22 protein-coding genes and 1 riboswitch are annotated in these 24,018 nt (G+C 30.1%); of the genes, 15 read left to right on the forward strand and 7 right to left on the reverse strand.

Translation table 11 applies throughout. From position 1 onward, the window contains the following. Positions 1 to 26 precede the first annotated feature (26 nt). The 3 genes from ACTTAV_RS02835 to ACTTAV_RS02845 are packed head-to-tail and all read left to right on the forward strand — an operon-like array spanning position 27 to position 2,867. Positions 27 to 1,022 carry a TRAP transporter substrate-binding protein gene (locus ACTTAV_RS02835; RefSeq protein WP_440670066.1) on the forward strand — a complete coding sequence of 332 codons (996 nt, stop codon included), beginning with the start codon at positions 27 to 29 and terminating at the stop codon, positions 1,020 to 1,022. A gap of 51 nt (positions 1,023 to 1,073) precedes the next feature. Beyond that, entirely contained in the window at positions 1,074 to 1,556 is a 483-nt protein-coding gene (locus ACTTAV_RS02840) for a TRAP transporter small permease (RefSeq protein ID WP_440670068.1), read from the forward strand. Next, positions 1,557 to 2,867 carry a TRAP transporter large permease gene (locus ACTTAV_RS02845; protein WP_440670069.1) on the forward strand — a complete coding sequence of 437 codons (1,311 nt, stop codon included), beginning with the start codon at positions 1,557 to 1,559 and terminating at the stop codon, positions 2,865 to 2,867. On the opposite strand, the gene ACTTAV_RS02850 is transcribed toward ACTTAV_RS02845, so the two are convergent. Both ACTTAV_RS02850 and ACTTAV_RS02855 read right to left on the reverse strand, forming a co-directional pair. Beyond that, a complete protein-coding gene (locus tag ACTTAV_RS02850; RefSeq protein ID WP_440670070.1) occupies positions 2,864 to 3,358 on the reverse strand; it encodes a tetratricopeptide repeat protein in 495 nt (164 codons plus the stop codon). The two genes, ACTTAV_RS02845 and ACTTAV_RS02850, sit on opposite strands and share 4 nt — an antisense overlap. Next, entirely contained in the window at positions 3,355 to 4,128 is a 774-nt protein-coding gene (locus ACTTAV_RS02855; protein ID WP_440670072.1) for a 5-oxoprolinase subunit PxpA, read from the reverse strand. Before ACTTAV_RS02855 ends, ACTTAV_RS02850 begins: the two co-directional genes overlap by 4 nt. A gap of 27 nt (positions 4,129 to 4,155) precedes the next feature. Here ACTTAV_RS02855 and ACTTAV_RS02860 point away from each other — a divergent pair, with 27 nt between their 5' ends. From ACTTAV_RS02860 to ACTTAV_RS02905, 10 genes are all read left to right on the forward strand, one after another. Then, entirely contained in the window at positions 4,156 to 4,830 is a 675-nt protein-coding gene (locus ACTTAV_RS02860) for an allophanate hydrolase subunit 1 (RefSeq protein ID WP_440670073.1), read from the forward strand. Further along, positions 4,820 to 5,767 carry a biotin-dependent carboxyltransferase family protein gene (locus ACTTAV_RS02865; protein ID WP_440670075.1) on the forward strand — a complete coding sequence of 316 codons (948 nt, stop codon included), beginning with the start codon at positions 4,820 to 4,822 and terminating at the stop codon, positions 5,765 to 5,767. The genes ACTTAV_RS02860 and ACTTAV_RS02865 overlap by 11 nt, the downstream gene beginning before the upstream one ends. Then, entirely contained in the window at positions 5,767 to 6,639 is an 873-nt protein-coding gene (locus ACTTAV_RS02870) for a DMT family transporter (RefSeq protein WP_440670076.1), read from the forward strand. The genes ACTTAV_RS02865 and ACTTAV_RS02870 overlap by 1 nt, the downstream gene beginning before the upstream one ends. Before the next feature lie 31 nt (positions 6,640 to 6,670). Then, positions 6,671 to 6,761: riboswitch (glycine riboswitch) on the forward strand. Between the two features lie 76 nt (positions 6,762 to 6,837). Continuing rightward, positions 6,838 to 7,941: a glycine cleavage system aminomethyltransferase GcvT gene (gene gcvT, locus ACTTAV_RS02875; RefSeq protein ID WP_440670077.1), complete on the forward strand. Its 1,104-nt coding sequence runs from the start codon at positions 6,838 to 6,840 to the stop codon at positions 7,939 to 7,941. Continuing rightward, positions 7,941 to 8,318 (forward strand): glycine cleavage system protein GcvH, encoded by a 378-nt coding sequence (gene gcvH / locus ACTTAV_RS02880; RefSeq protein WP_075519661.1) that lies wholly within the window; start codon positions 7,941 to 7,943, stop codon positions 8,316 to 8,318. The genes gcvT and gcvH overlap by 1 nt, the downstream gene beginning before the upstream one ends. Positions 8,319 to 8,320: 2 nt before the next feature. Then, on the forward strand, positions 8,321 to 11,191 hold the full coding sequence (gene gcvP / locus ACTTAV_RS02885; protein ID WP_440670078.1) for an aminomethyl-transferring glycine dehydrogenase: 2,871 nt from the start codon (positions 8,321 to 8,323) through the stop codon (positions 11,189 to 11,191). 6 nt (positions 11,192 to 11,197) lie between these two features. Further along, positions 11,198 to 12,436: an NAD(P)/FAD-dependent oxidoreductase gene (locus tag ACTTAV_RS02890; protein WP_440670079.1), complete on the forward strand. Its 1,239-nt coding sequence runs from the start codon at positions 11,198 to 11,200 to the stop codon at positions 12,434 to 12,436. After that, the gene (locus ACTTAV_RS02895) at positions 12,429 to 13,187 is read left to right on the forward strand and encodes a DUF1365 domain-containing protein (protein ID WP_440670081.1); all 759 of its coding nucleotides are present in this window, start codon (positions 12,429 to 12,431) and stop codon (positions 13,185 to 13,187) included. The genes ACTTAV_RS02890 and ACTTAV_RS02895 overlap by 8 nt, the downstream gene beginning before the upstream one ends. Further along, complete coding sequence (locus tag ACTTAV_RS02900) at positions 13,187 to 14,365, forward strand: class I SAM-dependent methyltransferase (protein ID WP_440670083.1); 1,179 nt, start codon at positions 13,187 to 13,189, stop codon at positions 14,363 to 14,365. The genes ACTTAV_RS02895 and ACTTAV_RS02900 overlap by 1 nt, the downstream gene beginning before the upstream one ends. A 14-nt stretch (positions 14,366 to 14,379) precedes the next feature. After that, positions 14,380 to 14,928, forward strand: coding sequence for a DUF3833 domain-containing protein (locus tag ACTTAV_RS02905; RefSeq protein ID WP_440670084.1), 549 nt, complete (start codon positions 14,380 to 14,382; stop codon positions 14,926 to 14,928). On the opposite strand, the gene ACTTAV_RS02910 is transcribed toward ACTTAV_RS02905, so the two are convergent. After that, complete coding sequence (locus ACTTAV_RS02910; RefSeq protein ID WP_440670085.1) at positions 14,925 to 15,686, reverse strand: SDR family NAD(P)-dependent oxidoreductase; 762 nt, start codon at positions 15,684 to 15,686, stop codon at positions 14,925 to 14,927. The genes ACTTAV_RS02905 and ACTTAV_RS02910 overlap by 4 nt on opposite strands. A gap of 24 nt (positions 15,687 to 15,710) precedes the next feature. Here ACTTAV_RS02910 and ACTTAV_RS02915 point away from each other — a divergent pair, with 24 nt between their 5' ends. Then, the gene (locus ACTTAV_RS02915) at positions 15,711 to 16,178 is read left to right on the forward strand and encodes a TspO/MBR family protein (RefSeq protein ID WP_440670087.1); all 468 of its coding nucleotides are present in this window, start codon (positions 15,711 to 15,713) and stop codon (positions 16,176 to 16,178) included. Then, complete coding sequence (locus tag ACTTAV_RS02920; protein WP_440670089.1) at positions 16,179 to 17,282, forward strand: NAD(P)/FAD-dependent oxidoreductase; 1,104 nt, start codon at positions 16,179 to 16,181, stop codon at positions 17,280 to 17,282. On the opposite strand, the gene ACTTAV_RS02925 is transcribed toward ACTTAV_RS02920, so the two are convergent. From ACTTAV_RS02925 to fdhD, 4 genes are read right to left on the reverse strand one after another with little or no spacing between them, the layout of a single operon-like run. Further along, the gene (locus tag ACTTAV_RS02925; protein ID WP_440670090.1) at positions 17,283 to 18,731 is read right to left on the reverse strand and encodes a protein adenylyltransferase SelO; all 1,449 of its coding nucleotides are present in this window, start codon (positions 18,729 to 18,731) and stop codon (positions 17,283 to 17,285) included. It abuts the gene before it with no gap. Positions 18,732 to 18,736: 5 nt separating this feature from the next. After that, positions 18,737 to 21,505 (reverse strand): formate dehydrogenase subunit alpha, encoded by a 2,769-nt coding sequence (fdhF, locus tag ACTTAV_RS02930; RefSeq protein ID WP_440670092.1) that lies wholly within the window; start codon positions 21,503 to 21,505, stop codon positions 18,737 to 18,739. Then, positions 21,505 to 23,160: an NADH-ubiquinone oxidoreductase-F iron-sulfur binding region domain-containing protein gene (locus ACTTAV_RS02935; protein ID WP_440670094.1), complete on the reverse strand. Its 1,656-nt coding sequence runs from the start codon at positions 23,158 to 23,160 to the stop codon at positions 21,505 to 21,507. Before ACTTAV_RS02935 ends, fdhF begins: the two co-directional genes overlap by 1 nt. A gap of 14 nt (positions 23,161 to 23,174) precedes the next feature. Beyond that, the gene (gene fdhD, locus ACTTAV_RS02940) at positions 23,175 to 24,014 is read right to left on the reverse strand and encodes a formate dehydrogenase accessory sulfurtransferase FdhD (protein WP_440670095.1); all 840 of its coding nucleotides are present in this window, start codon (positions 24,012 to 24,014) and stop codon (positions 23,175 to 23,177) included. Between the last annotated feature and the right edge of the window lie 4 nt (positions 24,015 to 24,018).

A 24,018-nucleotide genomic window follows, 5' to 3' on the forward strand; every position in this document is an offset into this window, starting at 1 on the left:
ATAATTAATTTAATACATAATGAAATATGTTTAAAAAAAATGGAGGACAAATGAAATTCATAAAATATTTATCAACAATTTTAGTTTCATTAATTTTGTCAATCAATACAGCAGTTGCTGAAAAATGGGACATGGCTTTAGCATATGGAGCCGGTAATTTTCATTCAGCTAATGCTGCTGAATTTGCAAAAAATGTTACTGAAAAAAGTGGAGGAAAACTAACAATAGTTACTCACCCAGGTGGTTCATTGTTTAAAGGTGGAGAAATTTTCAGAGCAGTTAGAACTGGACAAGCACAGATCGGTGAAAGATTTATGTCTGCTTTAGGAAAAGAGGATCCATTGTTAGAAGTGGACTCACAACCATTCCTAGCAACATCTTATGCTGATGCTATGAAATTATATAAAGCTTCAAAAGCTGAGATTATAAAAGGATTGGACGAAAAGGGTTTAGTATTTCTTTACGCTGTACCATGGCCAGCACAAGGTCTTTACAGTAAAAAAGAAATTAACTCTGTTGACGACCTAAAAGGATTAAAATTTAGAGCGTATAATTCAGCAACTATTAGAATAGCTGAGTTAACAGGTATGGCTCCAACTAAAATAGAAGCAGCTGAAATAAGTCAGGCATTTTCAACGGGAGCAGTTGAAAGTATGATCACATCTCCAACAACAGGAAAAAATTCTAAAATTTGGGAAAATGGTGTGAAATATTTTTATGACATTGCAGCATGGTTTCCAAAAAATATGGTGATTGTTAATAAAGATGCTTGGAATAAACTAGATAAAGCAACTCAAGATCTAGTTATGAAGCAAGCTGCTTTAGCTGAAAGAAAAGGTTGGCAACTATCAAAACAAGGAAATGTTGGAGATAAAAAAGCTTTGGCTGATGCTGGAATGGTAGTGGGCAAAGTTAATTCATCTTTACAAACTCATTTTGAAAAAGTTGGACAGACTATGGCTAAGGAATGGTCTGATAAAGCTGGATCAAGAGGTGCAGCTGTTTTATCAGCTTACAAATAATCAAATTTAACATTAAGGCCACTTATTTTATTTAAGTGGCCTTAAATAAATATGTTTGAATCTTTAAATAGAAATTTAAATAAACTTTATAAATTTTCCGGATACATTGCTGCAACATTTCTAATCTTTGTAGCAATTTTTATCCTTATTGGTATTTCATCTAGAATTTTTGGTTTTTATATAAGGGGGCTTGCTGAATATTCTGGATATTGTATGGCTGCAGCCTCTTTTTTTGCTTTAGCTTATACATTTGTTGAAGGGGGTCATATCAGAATAACTCTTTTTTTAGAAAAATTATCAGGATTAAAAAAAAAGATTATTGAAATTTGGTGTTTAGCTGTAGCAAGTTTTTTTTCAGGATATTTAGCATTCTATTTTATAAAAATGTTAATTATTTCATACAAGTTTCAAGAAAGAAGTGAAGGAGCAGATGAAATTTTAATTTGGATACCTCAAACTAGTGTAGCAATTGGATCTACAATATTTTTTATATGTGTTCTTCATCAACTTATTTTAATATTTAAAAAAAATTAAATGGTAGAAATATTTTTAACAATATTCTTTATTAGTGTTTTATTATTTTTTCTGGGCTCAGGTATATGGGTAGCTCTTAGCATGATTGGAGTATCTGCCATTGGTATGATGCTTTTCACATCAAGGCCAGTGGGCGATGCTATGGCAACAACAATATGGGGAACCTCATCTTCTTGGACTTTGACTGCTTTACCACTCTTTGTTTGGATGGGAGAAATTTTATTTAGAACAAAATTATCTGAAAATCTATTCAAAGGGCTCTCACCATGGATGCAAAAATTACCAGGAGGATTAATACATGTTAACGTTGTTGGATGTGCTTTATTTGCAGCAATATCAGGCTCATCTGCAGCAACAGTTGCAACAGTTGGAAAAATGTCGATCCCTGAATTAAGAAAAAGAAATTACCCGGAAAAAATTTTACTTGGTAGTTTAGCTGGTTCAGGAACTCTAGGTTTATTGATACCCCCATCGATTATTTTAATAATTTATGGAGTAGCAGTTCAAGAGTCTATAGCAAAATTATTTATTGCTGGAATTATACCAGGCATAATGATTGCTTTAATATTTATGTCATATGTAATCATTTGGTCTTTAATAAATAAAAAAGAAATGCCAAAAATCCTTGAGGAATATTCATTTTTGGAAAAAGTCAAAAGATCCAAACAACTTTTACCAGTTATATTATTAATTTTGGCTGTTATTGGATCAATTTATACAGGAATAGCAACTGCTACAGAAGCAGCTTCATTAGGAGTTGTTGGTGCATTAATTTTGTCTTATTTTCAAAAAAGTTTAACTTTGGAAACGTTTAAATCTTCTTTGTTGGGTGCAACAAAAACTTCTTGCATGATCGCATTTATATTAGCTGGTTCAACTTTTTTATCTTTAGCTATGGGTTTTACTGGTTTACCAAGAAATTTAGCAATATGGATTCAGAATATGGATTTATCTCCATATGTATTGATTTTTGTATTAATGATTTTTTATATAATTTTAGGAATGTTTCTTGATGGTATATCTGCTGTAGTTTTAACAATGGCAATTATAGAACCTATGATAAGACAGGCAGGTTTTGATATGATTTGGTTTGGTATTTTTTTAGTTATTGTAGTTGAGATGGCACAGATAACACCTCCAGTTGGATTTAATTTATTCGTTCTTCAAGGTATGGCCAATAAAGATATGGGATATATCGCTAAAAGTGCTTTTCCATTATTTCTATTAATGGTTTTAGCAGTAATACTTGTAGTAATATTTCCGGAGATAGCTTTATGGATGCCCGATCAAATGGTTAAAAATATAAATTAATATTTAGAAACTTTTTCGCCAGCTATTATAGCTTTTAATTCTTCATACTCTTCACAGTTACAACTCTTTAACACTTCAAGTCTTTCGACTGCTAGATTGTGTCTATTTGTTGCAACATATAATTCACCAAGGTATTCATTTATTCCTTTATGATTTGGATCAATAGCTAAACCCTGCAAGTAATACTTTTCTCCATTTTCGAAATCACCTAATTTTCTGGTAGTAAATCCTAAGTAGTTTAAAGTATCAGCTTTATTAGGAAATTTTTTATTAGACTTAATTAATAATTTTTGAGCTTTCTCATATCTTTTTTTTGCTTTATCCAATTTATTTTTTTGCTCAAATTTTTTTGCAGCATTAATATGTGAAACTGCCATATCATATTGTGTTTTTGTTTTAGATGAGCCGCTATCACTTGAGCCTGCAGCAAAAGCATTAAATGTTAATAATATTGATAAGAAAATAGAAGCTAATAATTTTTCATTTATCATGTAAATTTTTTCATATTGTTTAAAGTTTTAAGCTCCAAGCCGTTTTCAACTAAATTTTCTTTTATTGATTTAGCAGTTGCTAACGAACTTAGATTATCTCCATGTATGCATACTGAGTCAATTTCACAAGGTATTTGCTTTCCACTGTGACAATTAAGCGACTGAGTTTTCACCATTTTAAGAACATGTATTTTGGCTTGTTCTGGATCAGTAATTAAAGCATGAGGTTTTTTTCTTGAAACAAGATTTCCATCATCTTCATAATTTCTATCTGCAAATATTTCACAAGCAAATTTCATATCTAATTTTTTAGCTGCTTCTTGCATTTTTGAGCCAGTTGGAACCAAATAAATTAAGTCTTTATTTATATCTTTTATTGTTTTTGCAAGCACTGTAGCTAATTCAATATCTTCACAAGCCATATTATTTAAAGCACCATGGGGTTTAATATGAGTTACATTTTCTCCATGTTTTAATGCTATTTTCTGAAGTATTTCATATTGGTTAGTAATAAGTTTTTTAATTTCAGATGATGACAAGTTCATTCTTTCTCTTCCAAAGTTTTCTGGATCATTGAAAGAAGGATGAGCACCAATACTAACTCCATTTTTTTTCGAAATTTCAATAACTTGATTCATTGTTTCTTCGTCACCAGCATGGTATCCACAGGCAACATTTGCTGAATTTACTATTTCTAATAAATCAGGATCATATTTATTAGAATGATGTTTTGATTTCTCACCTAAATCACAATTTATATTAATTTCCATACTCTTAATAGTTAAGTATAACATGGCATGATAAAAAATATATCAAATCTTGGTGACGCAGCACTTTATTGCGATTTTGGACAAGAAGTAAATAAAGACACTAATACTCGAGTAATAAAATACTTTAAAAGTATTCAAAAAAAAAAAATTCAGGGAGTAAATAATTTAACCCCATCTTATAACAAGTTGATAGTTTCTTTTGATTTACAAAAAACCAATTTTCAAAATTTAAAAAAAGAGATTGAAGATTTAGATATAGTTAATAATGAAACTTTAAGTAGTAAAAAAATTGAAATACCTGTCTGTTGCGATGACAATTTCTCATTAGATATAAAAAGATTAGAAGAGAAATTAAAGATGCAACGAGAAAAGATTTATGAAAATTTTTTTGATAAAGAATTTTTTTGTTATATGACAGGCTTTATCGCTGGCATGCCTTTTTTAGGAGACCTTGATAAAAATTTAAGAGTAAAACGCCTTGAAACACCTAGAGTAAAAGTTCCAAGAGGATCAGTTGGTTTAACAGAACAATTTGCAAATATTTATACATTTGAAAGTCCAGGAGGATGGAATATTATTGGTAACACTCCGATTAGTATTTTCGACAATTCTAAGGAGACCAGTCCAAATTTAATTAATCCTGGTGATTTAATTGTTTTTAAAAAAATTACTAAAGATCAATATCTAAATTATGATGATTAAGAATTATTTTAAAGTTTTAAGAGCAGGAATAAACACAACATTTCAAGACCTAGGTCGAGAAAATCTTTATCATATTGGAATCCCTTTTAGTGGTGCAATGGATAAAAGAAATTTTTTAATTGCTAATAAACTTGTTGGAAATAATTATAATTCGCCTGTTATCGAATTTGCTTATCAAGGTCCCCAATTAAAATATTTTGGAGATCAAATAAATATTTCTGTTACAGGTGATGTTAAATTTTTATTAAAAAAGAAAAAAGATACAATCGATGGTATCTGCTACAAAACATTTACTCTGGAAAATGAAGATGAAATAGATATTTTATCTACTAATAAGTCTGTTTACGGATACTTATCTATAAGTGGTGAAGTAGATGTAAAATATCAATGGTCTAGTTGTTCAACTAATACTAAAGCAAATATCGGAGCTAATGATGGTAAAAAATTGGAATTAAATCAAAAAATAAATATTTCTAAGATTAATGAAAATATAAATCACAAAAGTCTAAAATATATAAATACAAAAATAGAAAACATAAGAGTGCTGAAAGGGACAAATTTTGATTATTTTTCTCAAAAGGGAAAAGATACTTTTTTTGAGAAAGAGTTCGCAGTTTCTAAATTATCTGATCGTATGGGTATGAGATTAGAGGGGCCTAAAATAGAAAATATTGTTGATACAAATATAAAGTCTGAGGGTTTAATCAAAGGAGTAATTCAAGTTCCGGCAGATGGTAATCCAATAATAATGCTTTCAGATCATGGCACAATTGGAGGATATCCAAAAATAGGTGTAGTTATAAGTGCTGACTATGACAAATTAGTCCAATTAACTCCTGGTTCAAAAGTAAAATTTAAAGAAGTTAATTTATCTAGTGCAGAAACTTTTTTTAAATTGTATGACTTGGAGACACAGAGTCTAATTTCTCAAATATAATGAATTTATTAAAAAATATTCCTGGTCCATTTCTAGTTTTTTTGGGTGCTGTTAGCTTAAGTTTTGGAGGTCTTATAGTTAAGTCTTTTGAAGGGTCTACATTGTGGCAAATATTGTTTTGGAGGTCAGTTTTTTTTATACTTGTTATAAGTATTTTTCTTTTTATTAGTTATAAAAAAACTGTTTTCAGTGCACTTTATAAGTCTGGATTACCAGGCTTAGTTGGTGGAATAATTTTATCTGTGGGATTTGCCAGTTATGTTTTTGCAATGTATGAGACAACTGTGGCAAATGCTAATTTTATAATTCAAACACAAACCTTATTTTTAGCAATTTTTGGTTATTTCTTTTTGAAAGAAACAATTTCTAAACTCACCCTTTTTTGTATCTTCCTAGCAATTTCGGGAATACTTTTAATGTTAGGGACTTCAATTTCTCCAGGACAAATGACTGGTAATCTTGTTGCATTCATCATGCCAATTTCTTTTGCAGTATTAATATTAATAGTAAGAAAGTTCCCTGAAGTTGATATGATACCATTACAACTAGTTGCTGGTATTTTTGCCATGATTATAGGTTTATTGTTGTCACCGACAATCATAGTTTCATCTAAAGATATTTTTTTAGGTTTCTTAGCAGGTTTTTTTCAAGTTGGGTTTGGTTTTATTTTTATTACGATTGGAGCAAGATCAACACCAGCTGCTTTTGTAGGAATAATAATGTTAACCGAAGCAGTCTTGGGTCCTTTTTGGGCATGGATGTTTGCAAATGAAAATCCTCCATTAACAGTTTTAATCGGTGGCTCAATTGTAATTACAGCGGTTGTTATTCAATTTTTAAATAAATTTATTAAGGAAAAACAGTCACTTTAATTATTTAAGTTTATCTATTTTTGTGGTACTAATTATAAATACGGGAGAGACTACATAAATTTGTAGCGCCGAAGGAGCAACTACCCAGGAATCTCTCAGGCAAAAAGGACCGTAACATATTAACTCTGGAAAGAGATTAAATTCTCGCCGAAGGAGTAATACTCTCAGGCAAATATACAGATGGGTAAGTGAGTTAATATGGAAACAAAAAAAACATCTTTGTATCAACTGCATCAAGATAATAATGCAAAATTTGTTGAGTTTGCAGGCTATCAAATGCCAATTCAATATTCTGATGGGATAGTTGAAGAACATAAATTTACTAGAAACCATTCTGGTATTTTTGATGTTTCACATATGGGCCAATTATTTATTCATGGAAGTGAAGATTTAGTAAATGATTTAGAAAAAATTTTTCCGTTAGATCTGAAGAAATTAAAATTAAATCACTCAAAGTATAGTTTTTTGATGAATAATGATGCTGGAATATATGATGATTTGATAATTACTAAAATAGAAAATGGTTTTTTAATTATACTTAATGCTGCTTGTAAAGAAAGTGATTTTGAAATCTTGAGTAAGTTATTAAATAATAAATATGAAATGGTTTTAGATGAAAAAAGATCTTTGATTGCTATTCAAGGACCTAAATCGGTAGAAATTTTAAATGATGTTATCAAAGGTGTTGAGGATCTTAATTTTATGACAGGTAATTGGTTTTTATTTAATGACAAAAAAGTTTATATTACTCGTTCTGGATATACTGGTGAAGATGGATTTGAAATCTCTGTAGAAAATGAATTAGCAGATAAATTTACAAGAAAATTAATAGAAAAAGGAGCTAAACTAATTGGCCTTGGTGCTAGAGATACTCTAAGATTAGAGGCAGGATTATGTTTGTATGGCCATGAGTTAAGTAAAGATAAGACACCAGTCGAGGCAAATCTAAAATGGGCAATTTCAAAAGAGAGAATTTTAAAAGGAGATTTTATTGGATCAGATATTATTATTAAACAACTTAATACTGGTGTTCAAAAAGTTAGAGTTGGAATTAGACCTGAGGGAAGAATAATAGCTAGAGAAAAAACTAAAATATTTAATCAAGAAGACTTACATATTGGTGAGATCACTAGTGGAACGTTTGGACCAAGTGTAAATGGACCGGTAGCTATGGGTTATGTAGAGAATGAATTTTCAAAGAAAGATACAAAAGTATTTTTAGAAGTAAGAGGAAAAAAACATCCAGCTAATATATGTGGATTACCATTTTATAAAAAAAACTATGTGAAAGGAGTAAACTAATGAGTGAAGTTAAATATTCAAAAGAGCATGAGTGGATTAAATTAGAAGGGGATACAGCTACTATTGGCATTACAAAACATGCAACAGAAATGTTAGGAGATATAGTTTTTACAGAGCTTCCAGAAAAAGGTTCTAATGTAGATAAAGATGGAACAGCAGGAGTCGTTGAGTCAACAAAAGCTGCGAGTGATGTGTACACACCTGTAAGTGGAGAGGTAGTTGATACCAATCAAGCTATTGTAGATGATCCATCAAAAATCAATGAAGATCCTGAAAATACTGCTTGGTTCTTTAAATTAAAAATTAAAGATAAATCGGAAATGGACTCTTTAATGAACAAAGATGAATATGATAAATTTGCAAAGGAGAGCTCATAATAATGTTACACAATTCACAAAAAGATTTTTTAAAAAGACATATTGGTCCTTCCGAAGAGGATCAATCAAAGATGTTAAAAAGATTAAATTATAAATCACTGGATGACTTGATAGATAATACTGTTCCAGAAAAAATACAGTTTAAAGGTGAATTAAACATTGGTGAGTCAAATTCAGAATATGAAGCATTAAGAAAATTAAAAGCAATTTCAAAACAAAATCAAGTTTACTCAAATTTTATTGGTATGGGTTATTATGGAACGTATACACCATATGTAATTTTAAGAAATATTTTAGAAAATCCTGGTTGGTATACTTCCTACACACCTTATCAGCCAGAGGTAGCACAAGGAAGATTGGAAATGTTATTAAACTTTCAACAAATGATTGTTGACTTCACGGGAATGGATATTGCAAATGCATCTTTACTAGACGAAGGTACAGCAGCTGCAGAGGCTATGGGCTTGAGTCACAGACTTAATAAAAGTGATAGTAATTTAGTCTTTGTCTCAGAAAATTGTCATCCACAAACGATTGACGTAATACAAACTAGGGCTGAGCCTATGGGTCTAAAAGTTCTTGTTGGGAATGAGGACAAAGTTTTGGAGCAGTTAAAAGAAGATATTGTTTGTGGAATTTTACAGTATCCTGGAACTTTAGGTGATATTAAAAATCCTAGTGAGGCAATAAGCAAAATTCATAAAAAAAATGGTAAAGCAATTTTAGCATGTGATCTACTGGCACTCGCAAAGCTAAAAACACCAAGGGAGCTTGGAGCCGATATTGCAGTGGGTAGTTCTCAAAGATTTGGTATTCCAATGGGTTATGGAGGACCTCATGCAGCTTTTTTTGCAACAAAAGATGAGTATAAAAGGTCAATGCCAGGAAGGATTGTTGGTGTGTCAGTTGATAGACATGGAAATAAAGCTTACAGATTATCTTTACAAACTAGAGAACAACATATTAGAAGAGATAAGGCGACAAGCAATATTTGTACTGCTCAAGCTTTATTGGCAATAGTTTCAGCAGCGTATGCAATTTATCACGGACCTGATGGAATTAAAAGTATCTCTGAAAGAGTTTCTCAATTAGCCAAAAACTTTGCTGATAAAATTAAACAATCTGGATACGAATTATATTCAGATTATTTTTTTGATACTGTAACAATTGTTACTAAAGAAAAAACTGATCAAATTTTTAAAAATGCTTTGGCTCAAAAAGTTAATATAAGAAAAGTAAACTCAGAAATGCTTGCTGTTTCTTTTGATGAAAAGAAAAATGTTTATAGAGTAAATCAACTATTAAAAATTTTTAATGCAGCTGAATCAATTAAGAAAGAAGATCCGACAGTAAGTTTACCTAATCTACCAAAAAACTTATTAAGAACTTCAAAATATTTAGAGCACCCTGTTTTTAATTCTTATCATTCAGAAACAGAAATGCTTAGATATCTTAAAAAGTTAGAGGACAAGGATATAGCTCTTAATAGAACTATGATTGCGCTAGGTTCATGTACTATGAAATTAAATGCTACTGCAGAAATGATACCTATTTCGTGGAGAGAACTGGCAGAGCCTCATCCGTTTGTGCCTATTGAACAGATGGAAGGATATAGAACAATGTTCACAGATCTTAAAAATTGGCTAAGATCAATTACTGGTTTTTCAGGAGTTTCACTCCAGCCTAATGCAGGTGCTCAAGGTGAATATGCAGGGTTAATGGTAATTAGAAAATATCATTTAGATAGAGGTGATAAAAATAGAAATATATGTTTAATACCAAGCTCAGCACATGGAACTAATCCAGCAAGTGCCCAGATGGTTGGAATGAAAGTTGTTGTGGTTAATTGTGATAAAGAGGGGAATGTTGATTTTGAAGATTTAAAGAAAAAAGCAGAAACTCATTCTGAAAATCTTGGAGCATTAATGGTAACTTATCCATCTACTCATGGAGTTTTTGAGGAAAAAATATCAGATATCTGTGATTTAATTCATAAGCATGGAGGTCAAGTTTATATGGATGGGGCAAATTTAAATGCTCTAGTTGGGATTGCTAAACCAGGAAATTTTGGACCAGACGTTTGTCACATAAACTTGCACAAAACATTTTGTATTCCACATGGTGGAGGAGGACCTGGAATGGGACCTATTGCTTGTAAAAGACATTTGCAAATATATCTGCCTAACCACCCAGTTGTTAAAGATTGTGGTCCTGCAACAGGAATCGGTCCTGTTTCAGCAGCTCCTTGGGGCAGCTCAAGTATTTTATCAATTTCTTGGATGTATATTAAAATGATGGGGTCCGAGGGACTTAAACTTGCTACTCAAGTTGCAATCTTAAATGCAAATTATATTGCTAATAGACTTAAAGATCATTTTCCAATTTTATATAAAGGATCCAAAGGCAATGTTGCACATGAATGTATAATTGATATTAGAACAATAAAATCTGAAACAGGTGTAACCGAGGAAGATATTGCTAAGAGATTAATTGATTTTGGCTTTCATGCACCGACAATGTCATGGCCAGTAGCTGGCACGATGATGATTGAACCTACTGAAAGTGAAAGTTTATCTGAACTGGATAGATTCTGTGACACATTAATTAAGATAAAACAAGAAATTGATCTAATAAAAACTGGCAAGTTCGATAAAGTTGACAATCCAATAAAGAATGCACCTCATACTGATACTGAATTAGCATCTGATGAATGGACACATAAATACACTAGAGAAGAGGCAGCTTATCCAGCAAAATTTTTAAAAGCAAATAAATTTTGGCCTCCAGTAGCAAGAGTAGATAATGTATATGGTGATAAAAATATCTTTTGCACATGTCCAAGCATGGATGAATTTAAAGAAGATGCAGCATAAAGCTTAATGAAAATTGCTGTAGTTGGCTCAGGAATTTCAGGCTTAAGCGCTGCTTACTATTTATCAAAAAAACATCAAGTAGATTTATTTGAAAAAGATGATCATTTTGGAGGACATTCTCATACAATAGAATTATCACTTGGATCAAAAAGAATATCTGTAGATATTGGTTTTATTGTATTTAATTTCAAAACATATCCAAATTTAATTAAATTTTTTAATGAAAATAAAATTGAAATTGAAAAAAGTGATATGTCTTTCTCAGTTTCAGTTCCCGACTCATCTTTTGAATATTGTGGTAGAGGATTAAATGGAATTTTTTCAAATAGATCTAATCTTATTAATTTTAAATTTTTAAGAATGTTTTTTGATATTATTAAATTTTATAAAAAATGTGATAATCTTGTTGAGTTTAATGAAGAAATAATACTTGGTGATTATTTAAAGAAAGAAAATGTCTCAAAAGAATTTATAGATTATCATTTGATACCTATGGTTTCTGCTATTTGGTCAATGCCTCCTTATGAAGCAAATCAAATGCCTTTAAAATTTTTTCTAAAATTTTTTCAAAATCATGGTTTGTTTAAATTAAAAGATAGACCACAATGGTACACAGTTTCAAATCGAAGCAGAACTTATGTTGAAAATATTCTATCTAAGATAAGTGGTGAACATTTTAAAAATTATCAAGTTACAAAAATTAAATGCAATACAAATGGAATTGATTTGTATTATGGTGGTGAAAGCGAATTTTTTAATTATGATAAAGTTATTTTAGCAACTCATGCTGATGAAGCGCTTTCAATGATTGAAGACCCTTCAGAAGATGAAAAGAAAATTTTATCTAATTTTAGTTATAAAGAAAATATTGCTTATATTCATACTGATGAAAATATTATGCCTAAAAATAAAAGGGCATGGTCCTCATGGAATTCATCAATTAAAAAAAATGAAATTGAAAAAAATTCAATCACATATTGGTTAAACTTATTACAAAACTTAAAATGTAAAGAAAATATTTTTTTAACCTTGAACCCATATTTTGAAATAGATTCATCAAAAGTTATTAAAAAAGTAAAATTTACTCATCCATATTTTGATCAGTTAGCACTAGCTAATCAAAGTAAGCTTAAAATTTTACAAAATAAAAGAAATATTCTTTTTTGTGGTAGTTATTTTGGTTACGGTTTTCATGAAGATGGAATAAAATCATCTATTGAAATGCTAAAAAACCTTAATGACTAGTGCAATTTATAATGGAACAGTAATTCATAAAAGATTTAAACCAAAGTTACATTTCTTTAAATATAAAGTATTTTCACTTCTAATCGATTTATCAGAGTTAAACACTTTAGATAAAAATATAAGTTTTTTTTCATATAATAGTTTTAATTTAATTAGTTTCTTTGACAAAGACCATGGAGAGAGAGATGGAACATCATTAGTTGAATGGGTTAAAAAAAATTTAAATGAAAATAAAATAGAAAATAAAAATATTAGGATAAAACTTTTGTGTTATCCAAGAATTTTAGGTTATGTGTTTAATCCTCTAAGTGTTTTTTATGTTTATAACAATAAAGAAGAATTAATTTCTATATTGTATGAGGTTAAAAACACATTTGGAGAGCAACATACTTATATTTTTAAGGTAGAAAATGACAATCTTTTACAACATAATTGTGAAAAAAAATTTCATGTTTCACCATTTATTGAAATGAACTGTAATTACTTTTTTAGAATTTTAAAACCTTCAGAAAAAATATCAGTCATAATTGATCAATATCAATTAAACGAAAAAATATTATATGCCTCTCAAGATGGAACAAGAGCGGATCTAACAAGCTCACAGCTGATAAAATCATATTTCAAACATCCATTAATGACCTTTAAAATTATTTCAGCGATACATTTTGAAGCGTTTAAATTATGGGCTAAAGGAATAAGATTTATTAAAAAAAAATTTAAAATAAGAAATAATATAACGTTTGAAAATTAATGAACTTTTATAACTTCGCAGATAAGATTGTATTTAAGATTTTACAGGATATTGAGTCCGGTTATTTGGAAATTACAAGTTTTGATGGCGTAATAATGAAGTTTGGAAATCCTGAAGATTCTTTGAAAGCAAATATAAAAATAAAAAAACCAAACTTTACTTTCAATTTAATTAAAGGTGGAAGTATCGGTTTCGCTGAGTGTTATATGAGAGATGAATTTGAAACAGATAATCTATCAAACTTAATTGAAATTACAGCTCGGAATATAAAAATCATCTATAAATTTTCTGGATTATTAGATTTACCGTTTATAAATTTTTTAAAAAATATTTTTATTAAGAATACAAAAAACAGAAGTAAAGAAAATATTGCCAAACATTACGATTTAGGAAATGAATTTTTTGCACTTTGGCTAGATAAAACTCTTACATATTCAAGCGCTATTTTTGAGGAAAAAAATCAAGAGTTATCAGATGCTCAAAATAATAAATATCAAAAATTGATTAATCTAATTAAACCAAAAAATGGAGATAAAGTTTTAGAGATTGGATGTGGTTGGGGAGGATTTGCAGAATATTTAGGAAAAAAATATGATGTAAAACTAGATTGCATTACCATTTCAAAAAAACAGTATGAATATGCAAAAGAAAGAATTCATAATTGTGGTTTAAATGAAAAAGTTAATATTCAAATAAAAGATTATAGAGATTTAAAAGACAAATATGATTCAATAGCTTCAATTGAAATGATCGAAGCAGTTGGTCAAAATTATTTACAAAGTTATTTTAAAACCATTAAAGAAAACTTAGCAAATGGTGGTACTGCAGCAATCCAAGCAATAACAATAGATGATAGTTTATTTGATAGGTATAAAAATAAACAAGATTTCATCCAGAAATATATTTTTCCTGGAGGATTTCTTCCAAGTAAAAATAGTTTAAATAAATATGTGTCTGATAATAGTTTAATGATAAAGTCTTACGATTCTTACGCAGACCATTACTCTAGCACATTATCATTGTGGAGAAATGAATTTAATAAAAAGTGGGAATTAATTAAGAAACAAGGTTTTGACTCAACATTTAAAAGAATGTGGGAATTTTATCTTTCATATTGTGAAGCTGGATTTAAATCAAAAAATATTGACCTAATTCAATTTTCATTACAAAATAAATAACAAAAAGGAGAGATGTGAGAAAAATAATTAACTTTAAATCAATTTTATTGATAATTTCTTTATTCTTAATTACTAATTGTTCAAATAATAGTGCTATGAAACCAGAAGATTTTAAAGGTAAAGAACCAAGATTAATTATAGAAGAATATTTATCAGGTAATGTCAAAGCTTGGGGAGTTCTTCAAAATAGATCTGGTAAAGTTACGAGACAGTTTTCAGCAGATTTAAATGGTACATGGGATGGAAGCCAATTAATTCTTGATGAAAAATTTAATTGGGATGATGGAGAAATTCAAAATAGACAATGGCAAATAACTAAAATTGATGAAAACAATTATGAAGGTACTGCAGGGGATGTGGTGGGAAAAGCAAAAGGCTACTCATATGGACCAGCTTTTAAATTTGAATACGTACTTTTAGTCCCGGTTAAAGGAAAAGAAATGAAAATTACATTTGATGACTGGATATTTAAACAAGATGACCGTGTAGCTATAAATAGAGCAACTATGACAAAGTTTGGAATCAAAGTAGCTGAGCTTACTGTTGTGTTTGTTAAAGATTAATTTTTTTTTTGATATTTTGTCATTTTTCCAATTAAACTAAAATATATTTTGCTAGGCAAGAAGCTCAAAATTTTTAGTATTAGAGTTAATGATTTTGGAAAATGAATTTCAAATACATTTTTATTTATTAATCCATCATAAATTTTTTCAGCTGCATATTCTGTAGTTTTTAAAAATGGCATTTTAAAATCATTTTTATCTGTCATTGGTGTTTTAATGAATCCAGGTGAAACTAAGCAAACACGCACATTAGATCTTTTAAAATCAAAATATAAACTCTCTGCTAAATTATTGAGAGCGGATTTAGAAGGTCCATAACCAGTAGAATTAGGTAATCCTCTATAACCAGCTATAGATGAAACGATAGTTATAATACCTTCTTTTTTATTTTTAAAATATTCTTCTACAGCCTTGATACTATTTAGTGTGCCAAAAAAATTTATCTTAAATACTTCTTCTATTTGCTCAACATCGATATCCTTTTCTTTTTTTGGATTCCAAGTCCCAGTAGAAAAAAAACAAATATCAACATTTTGAAACTTATTTTTAATTTGCTCAAAAACTTCTCTACATTTTGACTTATCAGTTACATCTAAAGGAAATCCATGAATATTTTCGTAACTATCAGAAATTTCATTAAGTAGATTTTCACGTCTTGCTGAAATTGCTACATTCCAACCTTCATTAGCAAATTTTATAGCTAAAGCTTTGCCTATCCCTGTGCTTCCACCAGTTATCCAAATTGTTTTTTTATTCATTATATTAAGATGTATAATACTTATATGTTAAAAAATAAATTTTTATCATTTATTCTTTTTTTTATTGTTACTTTTTCAGCCTCATTTATTGGTGGTTTAACAACAATAACTTATAAAGAACCATGGTATTCAGAATTAATAAAATCAAATTATAATCCTCCTGATTGGATATTTGCTCCTGTCTGGACAACATTATATCTAATGATGACGTTGGCTATATGGTTTTTTTGGCATTCTAAAAACCGAGATATGAATACAGTTTATATTTACTTTATTCATATAGCCTTCAATACAACTTGGAGTGTTGTTTTTTTTGGTTTCCATCAAATATTTTTAGCATTAGTTGTATTAATAATTTTAATACTTTTAATAATGACTCTCATTATTAAATTTAAGCGTGTCAATTTTGTGAGTTATTACTTAATGATTCCCTATTTACTTTGGTGCTGCTATGCATTATTTCTGAATCTTAACATATTATTATTAAATTAAATGGATGATGTTGTAATAGTTGGTGGTGGAATAATTGGAGCTGCGACAGCTTATTTTTTATCTAAAGAGGGTAGAAAAGTAAAAGTAATTGAAAGAGATCCAACTTATAAAAATGCATCATTCCCACTTTCATTAGGTGGATTTAGAAGACAATTTTTTCAAAAAGAAAATATTTTGCTTGGAAAGTTCGCTAGAGAATTTATTTTTCAGATTCCTGAATTATTAAAAACTGAAAAAAATCCTAAACCAACAGCTAGCATGGTAACCAATGGCTATCTACTAATGTTTGGGCCAGAACATGCAGAAGAACAATATAAAGCTTTAGAAAATCACAAAGCTTGTGAAGCAGGAACAAAAAATATTAAAGGTTCTGAATTAACAAAATTTTTTCCTTATATTAATAGTGATGGAATTGAAACGGCAACTTTTACCGATAATCAGAGTGAAGGCTGGATTGATCCATTTATGTTTCATAGTGCTTTAAAAAGTAAAGCTACCGAACTTGGAGCAGAATTTACTAAGGGTGAAGTAAGATCACTTTCAGAAATAAAAGCTAAAACAATTATTTCAGCTGCAGGATGTTGGACGAAAGAACTTTTAGAAGATATACCTGTTGAACCTCAGAAACACACAGTGTTTAGAGTTAAGTGTCCAAAACATATTCCTGAAATGCCTTTAACAGGAGATTTAACAACAGGAGTTTATTGGCGACCAGAAGGAAAAGAGTATTTAGCAGGATCACCTAAATCAGTCTTTGATGCAAAAGATCTTGAGCCTGCTTGGGATGATTTTGAAGAACTTGTTTGGCCTGCTTTAGCACATAGAATTCCTGCGATGGAGGAATTGAAATTAACAGGAGGATGGGCAGGCTATTATGATTGCAACAGATTAGACAATAATGCAGTTGTCGGAAAACATCCTAAATTCGATAATGTTTATTTAGCTACAGGGTTTACTGGAAGAGGTTTAATGCAAGCACCTGGAATAGGAAGGGCACTTACAGAATTAATCACAACTGGTGCATATCAATCAATTGATATATCGAATATGGCAGTCGAAAGAGTTTTAGGAAAAAAGGCTAGACCTGAGCCTTATGTTCTTTAATTAAGTTCCACAAAAAGTTTGATATTTTTCTTTTGAAAATGAGGGTAATTGAAATTCTTTAATATTTTTTTGTTCAGAATAGGGGTTATTTAAAATCTCTAAAAATCTCTTTAGTGGTTCTATGTTATTATTATTAGCTTCATTTAAAACATCTTCTACTTTATAATTTCTTGGTATCACCATTGGATTAACACTTCTCATTAATTCAATATATTTTTCAGGAGAATTGTTATTAGTTTTTAATCTTTCCTGCCATCTCTTTTTCCAATTTTGAAAATCATGATCTTTAAAATTTTCATTTTTTTCTATCTCTGAGTTCATTAGATGACAAAACGTATTTGTATAATCTAATTTTTTTTGATGCATCCAAGTTAACAAATCAAGAATTAAAAACTTATCTTTATCTTCTATTCCAAATAATCCTAATTTATTTCTCATCATATTTAGCCATTTTTCTTCATATTTTTTTTCAAAAGAGTTAATTATTTCAGTAGCTTGTTCTATTGATTTATTTTGATCTTTATCGATTAATGGAATTAGACACTCTGCAAATCTTGATAGATTCCATTTTGTAATCACTGGCTGATTACAATACGCATACCTTCCCATATGATCAATCGAGCTAAATACAGTTTTTGGATCATAAGCATCCATAAAGGCACAAGGACCATAATCAATTGTTTCTCCAGAGACACTCATATTGTCAGTGTTCATGACACCATGAATAAAACCAACTCTCATCCAATCAACAACAAGATCAATTTGTTTTTCCATTACCACTTCTAAAAGATCCAATGCTTTATTTTTGGATTTTTCTATATTTGGATAATGTCTTTTGATCACATAATTTAATAGAATTTCTAATTCATCTTTTTTTTCTCTAGCAGCAATGTATTGAAAAGTTCCAACTCTTATATGACTTAAGGCCACTCTTGTTAGTATTGCTCCATGTAAAGCTGTTTCTCTTATTACATCTTCTCCTGTTTTTACAACTGCTAAACTTCTTGTTGTAGGAATACCCAAACTATGCATTGCCTCACTAATTATATATTCCCTTAACATTGGTCCTAAGGCAGCTCTTCCATCACCATTTCTTGAAAATGCAGTTTTTCCAGATCCTTTAAACTGAATATCGTATCTTTCTTTTTTTTTAGATAGATGTTCCCCAATTAAAACAGCTCTTCCATCACCTAACATTGTAAAGTGACCAAATTGATGGCCTGCATATGCTTGAGCGATACTGCTACTTCCTTCTGGAAGAGTATTACCTGAAAACAACTCAGAAATTTTTTTATTATCTAGATTAGAAAAATCTAAATTTAAATCTTTAGAAAGATTTTTATTTAAAATAATTAATTCTGGATTTTTAACAGGAATAGGACCAATTTCTTCTTTAAATGGATCTGGTAATTTAGAATAAGTATTATCGAAACACCATCCAATGGTCATTAGATCTAACTTACTTCTGCTTGGTGTTCTTTAGGTTTAACTTCAGTTTTAAATTGATTTGAAATTTTTTGTACCTGAACTGAAGAAACTTTGTATTCAGCGCACATTGTTTCTTCATCTTTACCATGGCCAGTTACCATATTAACCATATGTTCTGGAAAATGGAATGTAGTGAAAACAATACCTTCTTTAACTTTATCTGTAACCTCTACTTTAAGAGCAACTTCACCTCTTCCAGAATACAATCTTCCTATATCTCCTGTGTTTAAATCTCTATCTGCAGCATCTTTAGGATGTATTAACAACACATCTTCATCAACAATATTTATATTATTTGTTCTTCTAGTCATTGTAGCTGCGTTATAATGTTGTAAAACACGGCTAGTAGTTAAAATTAATGGATAGTCTTTTTGGTTATTTGTAATTTCAGTAGATTCTTTCCAGTCGAAGCTTTTTAGTCGTCCTTTTCCTAATTTAAATTCCTCAGTATGTAAAATTTGAGTGTCAGTCCCATCTTCTTTTACAGGCCACTGTAATCCGAATTTTCCTAATCTTTCTCTTGTAATGCCCTTAAAAAATGGAACTATATCTGCAATTTCAGCTAATACTTGATCAGCATCATAGTCTGGTTGATTAAATCCAAGTTTTTGCATCATTTCCGTTACGATAACACCATCAGGTTTTGTGCCAGGCAGTGGTGTAACAGCTCTATTAACTCTTTGTACTCTTCTTTCAGTATTAGTAAATGTTCCATCTTTTTCCAAGAATGTAGTTCCAGGTAAAACAACAGTTGCTAGTTTTGCAGTTTCACTCATAAATATTTCTTGCACCACTAATAACTCTAGTGAGTTCATCGCTTCAACAACGTGAGCACTATTAGGATCTGTTTGAACAATATCCTCACCAATGATCCAGATACCTTTAATATCTTTTTTAATTGCTGCATCAAACATTTGTGGAATTTTTAATCCTGCTTTTGTTGGGTGAGTTACACCATATTTTTCAGAATAAAATTTTTGATTTTTTTCATCTGAAACTTCAAAATATCCTGCACCTTGATGTGGTTGACATCCCATATCTGCAGCACCTTGAACATTATTTTGTCCTCTCAATGGATTTACACCAACTCCTTTTCTTCCAATGTTCCCAGTAATCATTGCAAGATCAGCAATTAGCATTACAGTTTTTGAACCTTGTTCATGTTCTGTTACTCCCAAACCATGAAACTCCATTGAATTTTTTGCAGTTGCATAAGCTATTGCTGCTTCTTTAACTAATTGTTTGTCAACACCAGCAACTTTTGCTAAATGGTCTACATCTTGTCTTTCAATTTCTTTCAGGAAATTATCAAATCCTTCAGTTCTATCTCTAATAAAATCAGAATTATATAATTTTGATTTAATAATAAAATGTAACATCATATTAAGCACAGCAACATTTGTTCCTGGTCTTAATTTGATGTGGTAATCAGCAAGTTTTGCAAGTTCGGTTGTGATTGGGTCTAAAACTATAAGTTTTTTACCTTTCATAACTTGTTGTTTTATTTTCGCTCCCGTTACAGGGTGTGCATTAGTAGGATTTGCTCCAATGACTAAAAATAAATCAGCATGATAAATATCTTCAGTGGAATTAGTTGCAGCACCAGTTCCGAATGTTTGCTGCATTCCCCAGGCAGTAGGTGAGTGACAAATTCTTGCACAACAGTCAACACTGTTTGTCCCAACAGCTGCTCTTATCATTTTTTGGAAAACATAATTTTCTTCGTTTGTACATCTTGCAGATGATATTCCAGCAAAAGCATCTGGCCCATGATCTTTAATGATTCTTTGCATTTCTTTTTTTATAAAATCATAAGCTTCATCCCAGGATGCTTCTTCAAATTTACCATTTCTTTTGATTAATGGAGTTTTTAATCTGTCAGGATGATCATAAAATCCAAATGCATATCTACCTTTAATACAAGTATGACCTGCGTTAACCTCAGTTTGTTTTGGTGTATCAATAGCTACAACTTTGTCATCTTTAATTGATGCTTCTAAATTACAACCAACTCCACAATAAGAACAAGTTGTTCTAACTTTTTTATCTACAGCTGCAGATTTAGACTGAAAGACATCTGATATCGCATCAGTTGGGCACGTATGTGCACAAGCACCGCATGAGACACAAGATGAATCACCGAACATCATGTCATTATCAGTTGTAATTCTAGACTCAAATCCTCTTCCTGACATTGTAAGTACAAATGAACCTTGTATTTCATCGCAAGCTCTTACACATCTTCCACAATTTATACAGTTATCTAAATTCATTCTCATATAATCATGAGAAGTATCTCTTGGAATCCCTTTATGTTGTTTAGGACTGTTATATCTGTGATCAGAAATACCTAAATCGTTAGCAACAGTTTGAAGTTCACAATTATTATTAACTTCACAAGTATCACATTCCATTGGATGATCAGTAAGAACCAATTCAACAATGTTTTTTCTTAAATTTTGAAGGTTTTCATTTGAAGTAAAAATATGCTGATTTTCAGCAACCGGAGTATGGCAAGATGCTACAACTTTTGTAGGACCATCTTTTTCTAATGCCACTTCAACTGAACAAACTCGACATGCTCCATAAGGTGCTAAATTTGGATCATCACAAAGTGTTGGAACTTTTTTTTCTCCAACATAACTTTTTACAAATTTTAGAATAGAGGTATGATTTGCACCAATTTCATATGGCTTACCATCTATATAAGCAATTTTTCTTTTTTCAGAACTCATTAATTATCTTTTACCATATCACTTTTCATTTCATCACCAAAATATTTTAAGATGTTCATAATGGGAGTAGGAATTGCACCACAAAGGGCACATAAACAGCCTTTTTGCATAGTTACCAACAATTCATTTAATAATTTTAATGGAATTTTAGCAGTCTTTTTCTTAGCCTGATCAAACATTTCTTTTCCTCTGTAAGATCCAAGTCTTCCGGGAAAACATTTGCCACACGATTCTTCCGCTGAAAATTCAAATAGATGATGAATATATTCAGTCATTGGAAAATCTTTAGGAATACTCACGACACTTGCATGACCTAACATAAATCCTTTGGCAGTAAATTCTTGAAAATCTAAGTTTAAGTTATCTATTTCAGCTAAGGGAACGACACCACCTAATGGCCCGCCGATTTGAAATGCTTTTATTTCCTCTTTGTATCCCCCACCAATTTCGTTAAATATTTTTTTCATTGGAGTACCCATATCAATTTCATAAACACCAGGATTATTAAAGAAACTATCTAAACAAACTAATTTCGTACCTGCTGATTTTTTATTTCCAATTGAAGAAAATTTATCTGATCCATTAATTAATATTCCAGATGCAGCAGCTAAGGTTTCGACATTATTAACTACTGTTGGTTTTTTATAAAGTCCCTCTGTTACAGGAAAGGGTGGTCTTACATCAACTTCTGCTCTTCTACCTTCTATTGATGCAATAAGAGCTGTTTCTTCTCCACAGATATAAGCACCTTGTCCGATACAAATTCCTAAATCAAATGAAAAATTTGTTCCTAAAATATTTTCACCCAAAAGACCTAACTTTTTAAGTTCATTAATACTTCCATTTATCGCCTCTATAGATTTAGGATACTCACCTCTGATGTATAAAACTCCTTCATTGCTTCCTATTACAAAACCACAAATTACCATTCCAAAAATAACTTTTAAAGGTTGATCCTCTAACAAATATCTATCTGAGAAAGCACCAGAATCTCCTTCATCAGCGTTACAGATAACATACTTTTTATCTCCTTTTGCTTTACTGCAAAAATCCCATTTCATTCCTGTAGGAAAACCAGCACCACCTCTACCAGTCAAATTCGAATCCAGTAATGATTTTACGATTTCTTTTTTATCTGTTTTAAGAAATTTATTTAATTGCTCCTTGAATTGATCTGTAGAAGAAAGTTTATCATCCATCAAAAAACTTGTTGTAGCATAACTTTTTGAAAAAAATTTTTCTTGCTTAATATTTTCACCTTTAAGAATTTGATCAATTTTTTCAATATCTTTTCCAGCATAATTTTCCCCATCATAATGAAATGCATGGTTTTCATAACAATGTCCTAAGCAGAACATTTCTCCAACTTTGTCATCACCTAATTTTTCTTTTAGTTTATCTTTTAATTTTTCTTGGGTTCCAGCACACATGCAAGCACTTCCGTTACAAACAAAAGCTTTTTTTTCTCTATGAGAAGGTCTTAGGAATTCATAGAAACTTTCAGCACCATGAATTGTTGAAACACCTAAGTTATATTCTTTTGCAATTTCTTTAATATCTTTTGGCGAGTCATTAAGAACATTCTCAGACATTTTCTTAAATAAATTGTCTTTTAAGCCAATTCTTCCTGATAAATTACTTATATTTTTAGACACCGCAAAACTCCTTATTAACTTACAATAACTTTTTGGTTATTTGTATAAATATTAAAACTGTCTTCTTTTACGAAACCTACTAAGGTCATGTCAAATCTATTCGCAAGATCAATTGCCAGGCTAGTTGGCGCACCTACCCCGATCATTAAGCCAATATTTGTCATCAAAACTTTTTGAACTAATTCAAAATTTAGACGTCCCGAACATGTAATAAATTGATCATTTGGCTTAAGATAGTTATTCGCCAGTGAATCTCCAATCATTTTATCTAACGCATTGTGTCTACCTACATCCTCTCTTAAAGATATTAAACTACCATCAGATGAGAATAATCCACTAGCATGGATACCACCAGTTTTTGCAAATTCAGATTGGTTTTTTCTGAGGGTCGATGGTGAATTAATTATTATTTCTTTGGATAATTTTGGATTTGATTTAGGAGTTTTATCTTTTTTTATAATTTCTAAAGCATCAAGAGAGGATTTTCCACATACACCACAAGATGAGTTTGTTAAAAAATCTCTTTTAATTTTTGAAATATTTACATTTTGAGAATTATTTAAAGTAACAAGAATTTTATTTTGAATGTTATATTGACCTACTTTATCACCAAAACTCTCTATATTTTCGATATCTTTTAAGTTTTGAATAATTTGTTCGTTGAATAAAAATCCTTTAACTAAATCTTCATCATGTCCCGGAGTTCTCATTGTTATCGATAAACTTTGTGTTATCCATTTTTCTTTATCTTTAAATTTTAATGAAATTTCCAAAGGTTCTTCAATAGAAATTAAATCTTCAATTTTTTCTAATTTTCCTTTTATAAATTTTGTAATTTTATATTTAGAATTCATTTTA

The organism is Candidatus Pelagibacter sp. HIMB1483 (assembly GCF_052048135.1).
Classification (GTDB): Bacteria; Pseudomonadota; Alphaproteobacteria; order Pelagibacterales; family Pelagibacteraceae; genus Pelagibacter.